Source organism: Jilunia laotingensis, from assembly GCF_014385165.1.
Classification (GTDB): Bacteria; Bacteroidota; Bacteroidia; order Bacteroidales; family Bacteroidaceae; genus Bacteroides; species Bacteroides laotingensis.
Genome location: NZ_JACRTF010000001.1, coordinates 4,493,964 through 4,508,810, shown reverse-complemented (window position 1 = coordinate 4,508,810; position 14,847 = coordinate 4,493,964). Strand labels below are relative to the sequence as shown.

Annotated in this window: 10 protein-coding genes; 8 read left to right on the top strand and 2 right to left on the bottom strand. The window is 36.1% G+C overall.

Annotated elements, in window-relative coordinates; all coding sequences use genetic code 11:
- Positions 1-14: 14 nt before the first annotated feature.
- The gene (locus H8744_RS17715; protein WP_262436121.1) at positions 15-1,253 is read right to left on the bottom strand and encodes an anaerobic sulfatase-maturation protein; all 1,239 of its coding nucleotides are present in this window, start codon (positions 1,251-1,253) and stop codon (positions 15-17) included.
- Between the two features lie 232 nt (positions 1,254-1,485).
- On the opposite strand from H8744_RS17715, the gene H8744_RS17710 reads away from it, so the two are divergent.
- From H8744_RS17710 to H8744_RS17695, 4 genes are all read left to right on the top strand, one after another.
- Positions 1,486-2,214 (top strand): DUF4369 domain-containing protein, encoded by a 729-nt coding sequence (locus H8744_RS17710; protein WP_369411082.1) that lies wholly within the window; start codon positions 1,486-1,488, stop codon positions 2,212-2,214.
- Between the two features lie 44 nt (positions 2,215-2,258).
- A complete protein-coding gene (locus H8744_RS17705) occupies positions 2,259-4,004 on the top strand; it encodes a tetratricopeptide repeat protein (RefSeq protein WP_262436119.1) in 1,746 nt (581 codons plus the stop codon).
- A 165-nt stretch (positions 4,005-4,169) separates the two neighbouring features.
- Positions 4,170-4,592 (top strand): DUF3244 domain-containing protein, encoded by a 423-nt coding sequence (locus H8744_RS17700; RefSeq protein ID WP_262436118.1) that lies wholly within the window; start codon positions 4,170-4,172, stop codon positions 4,590-4,592.
- Positions 4,593-4,598: 6 nt separating this feature from the next.
- On the top strand, positions 4,599-5,492 hold the full coding sequence (locus H8744_RS17695) for a hypothetical protein (protein WP_262436117.1): 894 nt from the start codon (positions 4,599-4,601) through the stop codon (positions 5,490-5,492).
- 240 nt (positions 5,493-5,732) lie between these two features.
- On the opposite strand, the gene H8744_RS17690 is transcribed toward H8744_RS17695, so the two are convergent.
- Positions 5,733-6,491 (bottom strand): lysophospholipid acyltransferase family protein, encoded by a 759-nt coding sequence (locus H8744_RS17690; RefSeq protein ID WP_262436116.1) that lies wholly within the window; start codon positions 6,489-6,491, stop codon positions 5,733-5,735.
- A 362-nt stretch (positions 6,492-6,853) separates the two neighbouring features.
- Here H8744_RS17690 and H8744_RS17685 point away from each other — a divergent pair, with 362 nt between their 5' ends.
- The 4 genes from H8744_RS17685 to H8744_RS17670 are packed head-to-tail and all read left to right on the top strand — an operon-like array spanning position 6,854 to position 14,806.
- Complete coding sequence (locus tag H8744_RS17685) at positions 6,854-8,701, top strand: tetratricopeptide repeat-containing sensor histidine kinase (RefSeq protein ID WP_305067400.1); 1,848 nt, start codon at positions 6,854-6,856, stop codon at positions 8,699-8,701.
- On the top strand, positions 8,698-10,662 hold the full coding sequence (locus H8744_RS17680) for a sensor histidine kinase (RefSeq protein WP_262436114.1): 1,965 nt from the start codon (positions 8,698-8,700) through the stop codon (positions 10,660-10,662). The genes H8744_RS17685 and H8744_RS17680 overlap by 4 nt, the downstream gene beginning before the upstream one ends.
- 24 nt (positions 10,663-10,686) lie before the next feature.
- Positions 10,687-11,952 carry an exonuclease SbcCD subunit D gene (locus H8744_RS17675; RefSeq protein ID WP_262436113.1) on the top strand — a complete coding sequence of 422 codons (1,266 nt, stop codon included), beginning with the start codon at positions 10,687-10,689 and terminating at the stop codon, positions 11,950-11,952.
- Positions 11,927-14,806, top strand: coding sequence for an AAA family ATPase (locus H8744_RS17670; RefSeq protein ID WP_262436112.1), 2,880 nt, complete (start codon positions 11,927-11,929; stop codon positions 14,804-14,806). Before H8744_RS17675 ends, H8744_RS17670 begins: the two co-directional genes overlap by 26 nt.
- Positions 14,807-14,847: the final 41 nt, after the last annotated feature.

Sequence of the window (14,847 nt, the reverse complement as noted above, 5' to 3'; positions counted from 1 at the left end):
AGTTAAAATAATGTTCAATCTTCGATTATTAGTTCTCCGTTTTTTAAAGCCTCCATAATATTTGCAGGAGGGCGCTTATTCATCAGTTCTTTTTTCATGAAGTCCATATAGGGAGCTACATGCTTGAAGAACCGGTGATATCCTTTACATAGGTAATTTAATCCTGGTTCCCCGTTAGATGTTTTGGCAAAGCGGTTTTTGGGACATTCTCCGTTGCAAGCAAAGAGGAATTCACATTCTTTACATTGAGTAGGAAGCGAATTCTGCTTCATTTGACCAAAAGTATTCTGCTTTTCGCTATACATCATTTCCACCAATGTTTTATTGTAAATGTTCCCGAGCTTGTATTCAGGAAAAACAAAGTGGTCACATGAATATACATCACCGTTGAATTCCATGACGCCCGCATGGCCACAAGTTTTAGCCATTGTGCAAACACCCGGCTGTTCCCCAACCCAATTGGCGAGAGTCGAATCAAATATTTGTATATAGTACTTACCTACGTCTTCTTTTACCCATTCATCAAAAAGTGTGCAGAGAAATTTCCCCCATTGTTCCGGTGTTATTGAGAAATCTGCTAGTTTTCCATCTTCCCGCTCTGCTAATGAAGCTAGGTGTCTACCGTCATTATGTTCGAAAATGCGCTCTACTATAGGAGCGAATTGAATATAATGACAGTCGAGTTCTTTGAAGAAGTTGTAAAATTCAATCGGATAATCTGCATTATAGTCATTTACTACCGCCATGGCATTCCATTGTACATCATGCTTTTTTAGAAGATTGATACCTTGCATTACCTTCACAAAAGAAGGTTTGCCTAGTTTGTTTTTACGATATTCATCATGAAACTCTTGTGGACCATCGATTGATACACCTACTAACCAATTATTTTCATGGAAGAATTCACACCACTCATCTGTTAGAAGCGTACCATTGGTTTGGATACAGTTATCTATGGTTCTTCCTTTAGCATATTTCTTTTGTAATTCCATTGCTTTTTTATAGAAAGCTAAAGGTCGCATCAAAGTTTCTCCTCCATGCCAGGTGAATAATACTTGAGGCATTATTTGGGAATTAATATACTCTTCAATAAACTTTTCAAGGAGTTCTTCGTTCATTACATGTTTAGGATTCTCCCTGTATAATTTGGCTTTTTCTAGGTAGTAACAATATTCGCATGCGAGGTTGCACACTGCTCCCACTGGTTTCAGCATAACGTAGAGCGGTTTAGCAAAAGGTGCGTAAGTTGACATTTTATTATTGTTTTTGAATTTTGAGTTGTTAATTATGACTTCCTAAACTGACTATTTGTCAAGTCATAGTCTGCAAATTTAGGTAAACTAAATGAAAATACATACCAAAAACTAATGTTTATAAGGATTATTAAAGAAAAGAGTCTTATGTATTTTAAATATTGATAAAATGTTTCACTGAAAAATGAATACGTTGTACCTTTGCCGTATGAAAATCTACAAACAGATGCGTGTGAATAAACATTTACCTCTTTTTCTTTGTCTTCTGGTCTTTGCGTCCTGTAGTCGTAATTATAAGATAGAAGGTTCGTCATCGGTGAGTAGTCTGGATGGCAAGATGCTTTTTATAAAGATATTGCAAGATGGACAGTGGGTGAAATTGGATTCTGCTGAAGTTATTCATGGCTTGTTTTCGATGAAAGGTAAAGTGGATTCTGTAATGATGGCTACTCTTTATATGGATGATGAGGCCATTTTGCCTTTGGTTGTTGAGGGAGGTGACATTGAGGTTACAATTACCAATACACAATTGCAAGTAAAAGGGAGTCCTCTGAATGATGCTCTTTACGAATTTATTGAGAAGAAAAATTCTCTGGACTTACAAATCGAAGAATTGGAACGAAAAGAGGCACGTATGGTGATGGAAGGTGTCGATCTTGCTGAAATCCATGAACAGTTGATGAAAGAGGGGGAAGAATTGGTGAATGAAATGAATCAATATGTCAAAAAGTTTATTTCCGATAATTATGAAAATGTATTAGGTCCCAGCGTTTTTATGATGCTTTGTAGTAGTCTTCCTTACCCTGTCATGACTCCTCAGATTGAAGACATCATGAAAGATGCTCCCTATTCCTTTAAAATGAATAAGATGGTAAAAGAGTTTGTTTCCAAAGCGAAGGAAAATATGAAGCTCATTGAAGAACATCAACTTCTTAAACAAAATACACCGGTGGCTAACTGATAATTAAGTTTTTTATGTATTTTTGCAAAAAAACTTAGCGAAACATGTTGTTACGTCGCCTTCTAAATTATTCTACATTATTACTGATGTTATCCATATGGATAGTATCTTGTCAAACTACCCCGGATTCAGTCGTTCAAGCATTAACACAGGTCGAGCAATGTATAGATGTTTATCCTGATAGTGCTTTAAAACTTCTAAAACAAATACCTCATCCGGAGACATTTCGCAGTAAAGCCCAAGCTGATTATGGATTACTGATGACCCAAGCCATGGATAAAAATTATATCAAGCCAGAATCTGATTCTTTGATTTCACTGGCTGTAGGATATTATGGCTCCCATGGAGATCATCCTAAGGAACAAGGGAAAGCATTTTTTTATTATGGTAGGGTGATGATGGAAATGAATAGGCCAGAAGATGCAATGAGGTATTTTTTGAAATCCAAAGAAATTTTTGATGGAAGTAAAGAGTATAAAATGCTGGGGCTTATATCAGAAGAAATTGGTAATTTGAATTGGAAACAAAAAGTATATAAAGAAGCGCTTTCTAATTTTCAGGAATCTTATGAGTACTATGTTTTTTCAAACGAAGTACTTGGTATTAGTTATGCATTGAGAAATATTGGTCGAGTATATTTGTTAGATCCATCATTATCAGATAGTATAGCTTTAGATTATTATAAAAAAGCATTGAAAATTGCACATGAGAACAATTGTATTTCAGAATATAGTATTTTACAAGAAATAGGAATGACATATAGAGCCAAAAAAGAATATAAAAAGTCTGAGTATTATTTTTTAAAAGCACTTCAGGCAAATACAAAAAGTAGCCCCATTTCAGAAACGTATTTATCACTGGGTTATTTATATCTATTAATGGATAATTTATCTGAAGCTGAGAGCTATTTAAAAATGAGTTTATCTTCTTTAGATTTGTATACAAAAATGAGTGGATACAATACTCTTTATTGGCTTGAAAAATCAAGAAAGAATCCTTGGATAGCTATTAATTATAAGGAGAAAGCAGATTCACTAAACGATGTTTTACATAATCGTGACGTATTAGAGCGTTTGGGTGATTTGCAAAAGAAATATGACAAGGAAATAATGCTGAAGAAGAATTTACAAATAAAGGTTCGTTATCAATCTATTGCCTTATGTTCTATAGTGCTATTTTTTGTTGCCGTTTCTGTTGGGTGTTTTTATTATTATAAAAATCGCACTAATAAGAAAAGGATACAAGAAATTGAACAGGAGATAATAGCGAATAACGAAGAAATTGATTTTTGTCAACAAAAAATTGCAGAGTATGAACGATTTAAGGATATATCTGTGGATTATCAAACTAAATTTGGTGAATTGAATGGAAAAGTTTTTTTGCTAACTCAACAAAATAAAAAATTAACGATACTTCTACAGGAATTAGGTGGAGATATAATTTTTGATAAAGAATTTAAAGTGGATAAAAGAGCTAATGCATTTAGGATGCTTTTATTTTTGAAAGATGGTATATTTCAAAGAGAATTATCCAATGAAGAATGGGACTATTTATTTGGTTTCTTTAATTTAATCTATTGGGGAGTGGTTGATCGTTTGAAAAACGATTTCTCTTTAACAAAACATAATATTGCATTCTTCTGCTTATTAAAATGTGGTTTTACAAATGAAGAGATAGGGCGTATTTTTGTTACTAACTCGGATTCTGTAACTAAAGCGAAAGGAAGATTAAAAAAGCAATTGAAGGTTTCTGCAGAAAAGGATTTTGATGAATTTATAAGAGATTATTAAGAAAATAATTTCTTATTTGTCCGGGTACTTTTTATTTAATTCTTAGTTAATATATTGTATATTAATATTTTATTTGATAATTAAGATGTCTAAAATGTCCGGGTTGGTTTTTTGTTTTTCTCGTTAGCTTGCTCTACTTTTGCGAAGAACAAAAACAATATTCTTATGAAATTACATTATTTTTTAATTTTGTTGGTAGGACTATCTATTACTAGTACTATTAATGGCACTTCTTTCAGTGGGAATGATATTTCCTATAAAGATAGTTTCATTTCTCAGTTAACAGAGAATTATCCTTTATATCTAGAAGGTGAATTTTCTCAGTCAAGTACTCGTTCTTTACAATCACTTCCTGTTGAAGCTGCAATATCCGAAGGCATATTGTATGTTGAATTCTCAACCGCAGTTGGTGAAGTTAATCTTTCAATTGAAGGTGCTGGCCAAGTTGTTTATACTTCAACAGCTGACGTTGTTGCTCCATGGCATTTGATATCTATTCCTTTGGATAACTATAATCCAGGCACTTATAAATTAGAATTAACAAATGGTGATGGTGGCTATGTATATGGTGAATTTACTATAGAGTAATTCAACATGAAGAAAATTCTTTTTTCTGCTTGTTGTAACACATATACACAGCAAAAGGCCTGTGAAGGCTTGATCAAGCTGTTGAAAGATAATAGTTATCAGGTAGATATGGCAAATGATATTAATAGGGAGATATGGACTTCTTACAATCTCGCTTTTGCTTTTAATCAAAGAGGATATCAAAAAATACAGGAGATTCATCCAGCCATACCGATTATCTATTCAGTCTTAGCAGATGATTATGAAAAAGAGTTCATTGAAAACAGTGTAAATCAATATGATCATTTATTGATTATAGCACCTAATAAGCCTTGTAGTTGTACTGATGATAGTACTACTATGCATTTTCCGTGTTTTGAAGAGATGAATGCATTTCCTAAATATCGTCATTCGACTCCTTCCATACTTGTTGGAGCGGGTAACGGACATTCAGCGTTGAGATTATTCATCATACTTAACACCTTGAATGATTATAAGGTTAATATCATATATTCAGGTGAAGAGGAACTTTTTGGGATAGGGTATGCACCGCATGTGATTGTGCGTGAAGAATTTGAAGTAAATTCTTTGATCCAAGAAGCAAATATTATTGTAGGACATAAATATATAGCTTTACAAGGAGCGCTTCAGAAAAAGCCAGTGATTGTTGTTGGTGATTGTGGCTCTGGTGGCTTATTGACTTCGAATAATGTATTGGAACAGTATCACAATCGTTTTGCAGGGCAGATTGGTGGAGAAAAGGATGCTTATTTTTCTCTTGACCAATTTCAGAAAGATATAAAAGCTGCTTCTAAAATTTCGTCTCGCGAATTAGAGGCCATTGCTTTAAAGTTGAAAAATGAGATGTCAGAGAACAACAAAAGAGTTTTGAACGTAGTATCATCTCATTTGCATTTTTAGATAGGATTATATTTTAAATCCTTTATGTAAGTTGTAGAATAGGATCTCTATGCAATCTCTATGAAGAAAATGTGTATAGATTAATACACGATTGGTTTTTTTAGTGTGAAGTACGTGAGTATTTCACACTATTTTTATGTGTTTATCTGCAATACATTGTATGTTCTTAATCATCTTTTAGAGTGAATAGAAAAGGCTACACGTCAATGTTGATTGAGAAGCATTATATATATTAGAGTATCAACGATCTTGATCCTCATTTTTTATCATTCCTTTGTATTTTTCAGGTAAAGCACTTTCCACAGTTGAATACGCTTCGGCCATGGTTTCCTTAATATTATCCAATCCCTTTCCTTTGGGTGGAATCGGGTCATGAATCGTTAATATCATGCGATGGCGGTGAATCCATTTTCCAGTACGGGGGAGGATTTCGAAAGATCCGTCGATTGTCACAGGTACCACGGCTAGTTGCAAATCATCGGCTAACTGAAAAGCACCTTTTTTAAAATATCCCATATGTCCTGTGAAAGAGCGGGCTCCTTCTGGGAAAACAACCAAAGATACACCGTCTTTTAGTGAATCTTTTGCTTGGCGAATTGTTTCAAGTACTTTTTTAGGCCCCGAACGATCAACAAATATATGTCCTGCACTTTCGCATGCTTTTCCGACAAAAGGTATTTTACGTAAACTCTTCTTCATCATCCATTTGAAGTTGCGTCCAAGAAATCCATAAATGAGGAAGATGTCAAAAGATCCTTGATGATTAGGAACAAATATATAAGATGTATGTTTATGAATCTTTTCGCGACCATGCACTTTTACAGGTATTAATAAAAACAGGCAGATTAATTGTGACCAAATCTTTCCGGGATAATACCCCCAAATGTGCGCTCCTCCGAGCAATGAACCTACAATCGTGACAATAGCTGTCAGAATCGTTAATACTAAAAGTATAGGCAATGCAAAACAAATCTGATAGATGTAATATAGTATTTTCATAAGCTTTGGATTTTCGAAGGACAAAGATAAGAATTCTCTTTCTATTGTTATACTTTGAAGCAAATAAAAAATAAGGTGATATCAAATGCACTAACGATGCTATAAGAGCATCTATGTATAAATGTAGGAGATCTTTGATGATAATCGGTGTTTATGACTTGTTTGTAACCATTATAAACTTGTTTTTGGGGATAAGTGCGATGAAAAATCAATAATTGTTCATTTTTTGGATGTAATTGCGGTGAAAAGAAAAGTCATGTTTCTTTTTCAGTAATCAAATGGAAATGTTTGCTTTTTTTTGAGTAGATTTGTCATCTGAATAATATAGACTGATACAAACATATATATCAATTTGCCATTTAATGAAAATACTATTGAGAAATCTTATACTAAGTATTTGTTGTTTATTGTTGAGCAGCAGGCTGATGGCAAATACAGCAGATGATATTATTCTATCTTTTCGCAACAGTCTTGGATTTTCTTTTTTGGAGGAAGAGGACAGTATTATTCTCAATTGTGATAGTTTGTTGGAGGTACTAGAAAAACATAATCAATATGATGATTATTTTGAATTTGAACGAATACTTATAAAATCACAGATACTCAGAGGGCAAACTCGTATGGCGATTGCCCAGAGTGACGTGATGTATTCAAAAGCAAAAGCGCAGGATAATCTTTTGGGAATGGCTTTGGCACTTAATGCTATTGCAGAAGTATTTATAGCCACCGGAAGACATGATGAAGCCGCAGAAGTTTATGAACGTTCATTAGAACTTTTTGAACAGTATGATGGAGATATTGCTTTAAAGAAAATCTTGTTAGTAGAACTAGCGGAATATTATCTCCATATTAAAAATATGGATGCAATGTCAAAATACATCAGGATGTTGGAAAAATGCTCTTCAGATAAATGGTCGGATACAGAACACGCAGTCATAAATATCTTCAAAATCTATTATAATATCTATGCAGGAAAATCGGAAGCGTCTGGCAGATATTTGTCTGAAGTTGAAAAGATAAAGAATAAATTAATTCCTGAACTCTATCAATATTATTTGGTGGCAAAGGCTTTTTATCTGAAACGCACCGACAGACCGGAAGAAGCTCTAAAAGTGTATAATCGTTTTTTCAGCATGGAACGTGCTAATAATGATTATTCCCTGTTTATCAGTGCATTGCATTCAAAAGCCGAATTATTAGAGGAGATGGGACATAAAAAAGAGTCGTTTGATCTATATGATACAATTTACTCTTACATAAATTCAGTTTTTAAAGCAAATTATCCGAAAGAAATCGACCAACTTTCTATACGTTTTCAGGCTGATCAGTTAACGTATCAGATAGAGCAGGCACGTAGTGAGTCACTCCGCTATTATACAATATCAATAATTGGTTGCGTATTTGTTTTGTTTCTTTTTATTTTTCTTAGTTGGCGAAAAATATTCCGTTTGAATCAATCTAAAAAGAAACTGGAAATAACGAGAGTGAAAGCAGAAGATGCAATACGCAAAAAGAATCTGTTTCTTTCAAATATGAGCCATGAGGTGCGTACACCGTTGAATGCAATTGTAGGTTTCTCTACATTAATGGCTTCTGATGAAATGGAAGTAGATGAAACCTCCAGGAAAGAGTTCTGCGAGATTATTAAAGTGAACTCTTACCAACTCTTGAAACTTATTAATGATATCATTGATTTTTCTGATTTTGATGAAGATAATATCAGCATGAATATAAAAGAATATGATGCTGTGAAAATATGTCGTGAGGTTATCGAAACGATAGCTGCCTCTTATAAGTTGGAGGTTGAATTGCGTTTTGTTACTTCTCTTGAAACATTGGCGATTGAGACTGATGATGCCCGTCTGCGCCAGGTATTGATAAATCTTTTGGTTAATGCTACAAAATTTACGAAAGAAGGTTCCATTGTTCTAAGTCTTGATAGAAGCTGTGAAAATGCAGATATGGCTTTATTTTCAGTTACGGATACGGGATGCGGCATACCTGTTGAAAAGCAGAAACTCATTTTTGAACGTTTTGAGAAGTTGAATGATTTTGTGCAGGGTACAGGATTGGGATTATCCATTTGTCTTTTGATTATGAGGCATCTGAAAGGTCGTATTTGGATAGATGCAACTTATTTACAAGGAGCGCGCTTTTGCTTTTTGCATCCTTTAAAGCAAATAGAGAATCCACAAACTACTAAATCATGAAAAGGCTGATAATATCACTATATTTGATTTTTTCTGTTCTTTTCTGCTTGTTTGCTGGGGAGAGTAAGGAAGATATTATGTATCGGGATAGTGTCATGAGACGGGTGCAACAAATGCCGCATGACTCTACTCGGTTGTATCTCCTCGATGAAATAGCTTATCTACATCAATATCCTCCTCATAATAAATTCTTTGCCACTGCTTTGTATGAGGAAGGTAAATTGCAGCAGAATCTTTATTATGAGAATCAAGGTGCTTACTATATTGCTTCATATTATGATAAAAAGCATGATCCTGACAGTCTGTCATATTGGGTGGAAGAATTAAAAGAATTTGCTCAGGAGATGGGTACATATGATTATTATTTGGAACAAAAAGCTGCTGTAAGTCGTGCGTTAGCATCTAAAAGAATGATTGAAAAAGCGGTGTATGTGGCAAAAGAGACATTGGATGAAGCAACGAAATGGAAAAGTAATAATGGTAAGATTGCTGCATATAATAGTTTGGGATGTGCTTATGGAGTATCTAGCCGTTCCGAGCGGGCTTTAGATATTTTTCTAAAGGCTTATCAAATTTTTGAACCTGAAACAAAAGAGTACTTGAAAGTAGATGTTCTTTCACGAATAGCCCAAGTATATGGGAATTCAGGAAAAGATAGTCTGAGAATGCCATATTTAGCTGAAATGAAGAAAACTTTGCAAGAAGTGTTGGAAAGAGAGCCTGATACACAGAAGAATTGGGCAAATCTGATCATTGATTGTGAAGTGAAGTATGTATTACATTATATGGTTAATAAAGATTATGAGCGTGCTATGGCACACATTGAAAAGGCGGAAGCTTTGTTAGGTCCGCATGTCGATGCTGTATTTTGGTTAAATATACAATTGATCCGGCTTCAATATTTTTCACGGACGAAGGAATATGATAAGAGTATTGCATTGATAGATAAAGTAACTCCGATTGTTCTGAAGAATAATGTAAATACATTTGGTGTGTTGATGAATTATAAGGCCACAACGCAGTGGGGAAAGGGGGATTCTATCGGTGCCATCGAAACCCGTAAATATCTGATAAGAACGCAAGACTCATTGAATAATGCTTTCTCTTCCAATCAGTTGGATCAAATAAAGGATATTTATCATATAGATGAATTATTACTTGAGAAACAGAAAGTAACGAACATAAATTATGTGCGTATCTTTGTTATTTTATTGATACTTTCGATTTTGGCATTGATCTTTTATATTTATACACGTTACCTTTCGCGTAAAATTGTGCAAGCTGAACGGGAGGTTGCGGAAGCTGCCGCCCATTCTGAAGAAGATAATATGGCGAAAGAACGTCTGAAAATGGAAATCAGTCATGATATACGGACTCCACTTAATGCCGTAGTAGGATTTGCCGAATTATTGGCCGAAACGGACGATCTTGATAAAGAGACCAAGTTGGTATATGGGAAGATTATTCAGGAAAATGCAGAGCAATTATTGGATTATGTAAATAATATACTGGAACTTTCCCGTTTGGAATCGGGAAAGATTAAATATGAAGAGGAAGAAGTAGAAATCATCGGATTATGCCGAGAGATAGTTCGTTTTGCCAATGGAACGGAAGATGGTAATGAAAGAATCTCTATACAGACTTCTGTTGATAGCCAGTTGATTTGTACCGATAAAAAATGGTTTGTGTCGTTGTTGAGAAGTCTGTTTACTACTCCATCTGGTGATCATCAGGATTTCGATCATATTACGCTTAGTATAGAGCGTGAAGATGTCTCTTCTGTTTTAATATTCATAGTGACAGGTACTTTATTGGCACGAGAAAACAATACTGATAAAAAACTTTTGATCCGTAATGAGATTAATTCACATTTTATACGTTATTTCAATGGAACTTATACAGTCACTAAAGACAAAGATAAACCTACTGTCATTTTCACTTGTCCGCTATTATCTATATAATCAGTTATTTAAATTGGAAAACGAATGATACGTATTTTGCATACTGCCGATTGGCATTTGGGGCAAACTTTTTTTGGCTATGACCGGAGGGAAGAACACGACCACTTTTTAAATTGGTTGGCCGAAGAGTTGAAGAAGGAGGAGATTGATGTCCTATTGATTGCAGGTGATATATTTGATGTTTCCAATCCATCTGCAGGGGCACAGCGTATGTTTTATAACTTTATTCGTAGGGTTACAGAAGAGAATCCATCGCTTCAGTTAGTAATTGTAGCTGGGAACCATGATTCTGCTGCCCGGCTTGAAGCGCCCTTGCCTCTTTTGCAGGAGATGAGAACAGAAATTAAAGGTCTTGTACATAAACAAGAAGGGGAAATTGATTATGATGATTTAATTGTTGAGTTGAAAAATCGTGGAGGTGAGGTGGAAGCACTCTGTTTAGCTGTACCTTTTCTCCGACAGGGCGATTATCCTGTAGTTATAACAGAAGGAAATCCTTATGCTGAAGGTGTGAAAGAATTATATGCTCGTTTATTGAAGAGGGCTATTGAACACCGTAAAAATGGTGAAGCTATTATTGCTGTCGGTCATCTGCAAGCAACCGGATCGGAAATTGCAGAACGTGATTATAGTGAGCGAACCGTTATCGGAGGATTGGAATGTGTTTCACCCGATGCTTTCCCTAAACAGATAGCATATACTGCATTAGGGCATATACATAAGTCACAGCGGGTATCAGGACGTGATAATATTCGTTATGCCGGAAGCCCATTGCCTATGTCGTTTGCAGAGAAAAATTATCATCATGGTGTAGTTCGAGTGACGTTGATGGAAGGCCAATTAGTGGAGATAGAAAAAATAGAATATAATCCTATGGTTGGCCTTTTAAGTGTACCCAATGGGAAAGCTGCTGTTCCTGAAAAGGTCATTGAAGAACTTGAGCATTTGCCTTCATTAATGGATACTCAACTGTCTGAATCAGAATTTCCTTATTTGGAAATAAAGATCATGTTGTCCGAACCGGAACCTGTGCTTCGTCAACGCATCGAAGAAATCCTTGTGGATAAAGCGGTACGGCTGGCTCGAATCGTATCTTCTTACCGGCAAGCTGGGGACGCAATGAAGGAAGAAGTGATGCTTGCTTCTGGTCTACAAGAAATGAATCCACTTGATATTGTGAAAGCTACTTTTGAGAAAATCTATCAGGTCGAAATGTCTGAAGAACTGGAAAAACTATTTAATGAAGCTATGAAAGGAGTGATAAATGAAAATACTGAGCATACGACTTAAGAATCTTGCGTCTATAGAAGGGACTTTTGAAATAGATTTTACGGCTGAACCTCTTCATTCGGCTGGCATATTTGCAATCTCCGGAGCTACGGGGGCGGGTAAGTCAACTATATTAGATGCTCTTTGTTTGGCCCTTTATGATAAAACTCCTCGTTTTACGGCATCGGGTGAAAATCTGTATTTGTCGGATGTTGGTGAAAATCAAGTTAATCAGTCTGATGTGCGAAACATTCTTCGAAGAGGAATGGGAGAGGGGTTTGCTGAGGTAGATTTCCAAGGAAGTACTGGGTATCTCTATCGATCTCGTTGGTCGGTTCGTCGCGCGCGCGGTAAATCTATGGGATCGTTGCAACCCCAGGTGATTCAGGTTATCGATCTGAATAAAGGAGAAGAGTTACAAGGTACGAAAACAGAACTTCTCAGTCAGTTGGTTGGATTGGTCGGATTGACATATGAACAATTTACCCGTACCGTCTTATTGGCGCAAAATGATTTTGCCACCTTCTTAAAGTCCAAGGAGTCTGCCAAAGCCGAGTTGCTGGAAAAGCTGACAGGAACTGAGATATATTCTCGTGTTTCTCGTGAAATATATGCGCGCAGTAAAGCTGCTGACGAAGCAATGAATCTACTTAAACAGTCCATCAGTCTCATCGAACTGCTTCCTGAAGAAGAATTAGTGGCTTTGCAGAAAAATAAGGAAGAATTGGTTCAACTGCGTAATGATGGAGTGAAAAAGCTTACTGAATTGAACGGTCAATTGACTGTTGTCCGGACTTTAGGGCAGCATCGTGAACAACTTCTAAAGAAGCAAGAGGAAGAATCTGTAGAGTTAGAAAAATTGAAAAAACTTCAGGAGAGTCTGCTTCAACAAACGGAATATCTTATGCATTTTCGTGAACAATGGGAAACACTTCAGCCGGAATTACATAAAGCTCGCGAATTGGACATCCGTTTACAGACTTTGAAAGAAAATATAAGGCAGTCTGAAGATACTTTGAACGTATTACATAAACAAACGATTGATTCAGAGGAAAAGCAACGCCTTGTTAAAGTTGAATTAGATTCATCTTGCATTTCCCTAAGCAAATTATTGAAGAAGGGCGTATCTCTATCGGTAGATTTGCAACAGATAGAAGAGACTGTGGTTCGTGAAGAACAACAACTGTTATTCTATCAAAAGGAAAATGATAACCGGGTGTCTGATCTGAATGCTTTTGGTATTCAATCTATTGGTGAGGAGCAAAATAGATTGTTGCAACAGCAAGCTCTTGTTCAACGTACATTACAGGCGAGTCGATTGCTGACGGATTTGCGTGCCAAACAAGCGGAATTATCTACTCAACTGGCTGTTCTGACACAGCAACTTACTGACAAGGCGGGACAACTAAATGTGTTACAACATATATATGAAAATGCCCGGTTGGCCATGAGCCAAAACGTCATCGCTTTGCGTCATAATCTTCATGCCGGTGAAGCCTGCCCTGTTTGTGGTAGTTTATCGCATCCATATGGAATAGAAGGAAGTGCTGTCGACACTTTGTATCATTCTGTTGAGAAAGAATATAAAGCGGCTTCTGAAGTCTATAAACAAATGAATGACCGTGAAATTGCACTTCAACGGGACATACGCAATTTAATTGATCAACAGAAGTTTCAAGAGGAGATAGTGGCAGCCTATCCGGGGGCTGAACCTTCAAAAGATTATCTGAACACTCTTTTGAAGGAACTGACTCAACGTCTGCATGAATTAGAAGGAAAAATGAATCAATACCAACTTCTTTATTCAGAATGGCAACGAAATGATGAGTTGATAAAAAAAATGAGAAATCATTGTGAAGTTGTCCGGGAAAAACTTAATCAACTCCGGTTATTGATGCAGCAGACAGTGGCGATAGAGGAACAGCTACAGATATTTCGGCAAACGGAATCTACAGAACGAGTTCGTTATAATGCGATTGATGAGGAACTTAAGCGTTTGCAACAAGAACGTAAAGGATTGTTGAAGGGGAAGACGGCCGATGATGCTGAAAGGGCAGTCCATAGAAAAGAAAAAGAAATCTCAGAAACATTGGAGATTTCCCGTAAAGAAGTAGAGAAGATGCAGGTGGGAATATCCACCTTGCAAGGAGAGATAAAGCAACTTATAAAAGTGGTTCAGGAATTGACCGAGCAACAAAAACAAATAGAAAATCCCGATAAATTGACAGAATCTATTAGTGCCTGTCAGACGGCTAATCAGGAAACAGAACACCGGTTGTCTTTAATTGAGGTTCGTTTGTTGCAACAAGAAGAGAACAAAAAACGTTTGAAAGAGATCGAAGTCGAATGGAAAGAAAAACAATCGGTTGCCGAACAATGGGGAAAGCTGAACAAACTGGTTGGAAGCGCTGACGGTACTAAATTTAAAGTTATAGCCCAGAGTTATACTCTTAATTTACTATTGTTGCACGCAAATAAACATTTAGCTTATCTTTCCAAGCGATATAAACTTCAGCAGGTACCCGGTACGCTGGCCTTACAAGTGGTCGATTGCGACATGTGTGATGAAGTCCGTACGGTCTATTCACTTTCCGGTGGGGAATCTTTTTTGATTTCACTGGCATTGGCTTTGGGGCTTTCTTCTCTTTCAAGTAATAATTTGAAGGTAGAGTCATTATTTATTGACGAAGGATTTGGCTCTCTTGATGCCGACAGCTTGCGTACAGCCATGGAAGCATTGGAACAGTTACAAATGCAGGGGCGGAAAATTGGGGTTATATCTCACGTGCAGGAGATGAGTGAACGTATTTCGGTACAAGTGCAATTACGCAAATTGGTAAATGGTAAAAGTGAGATTGTCGTTCTGTCAGCATAAAATTAAGAAAGGTGTCACTAGGACACCTTTCGTCTTTATTA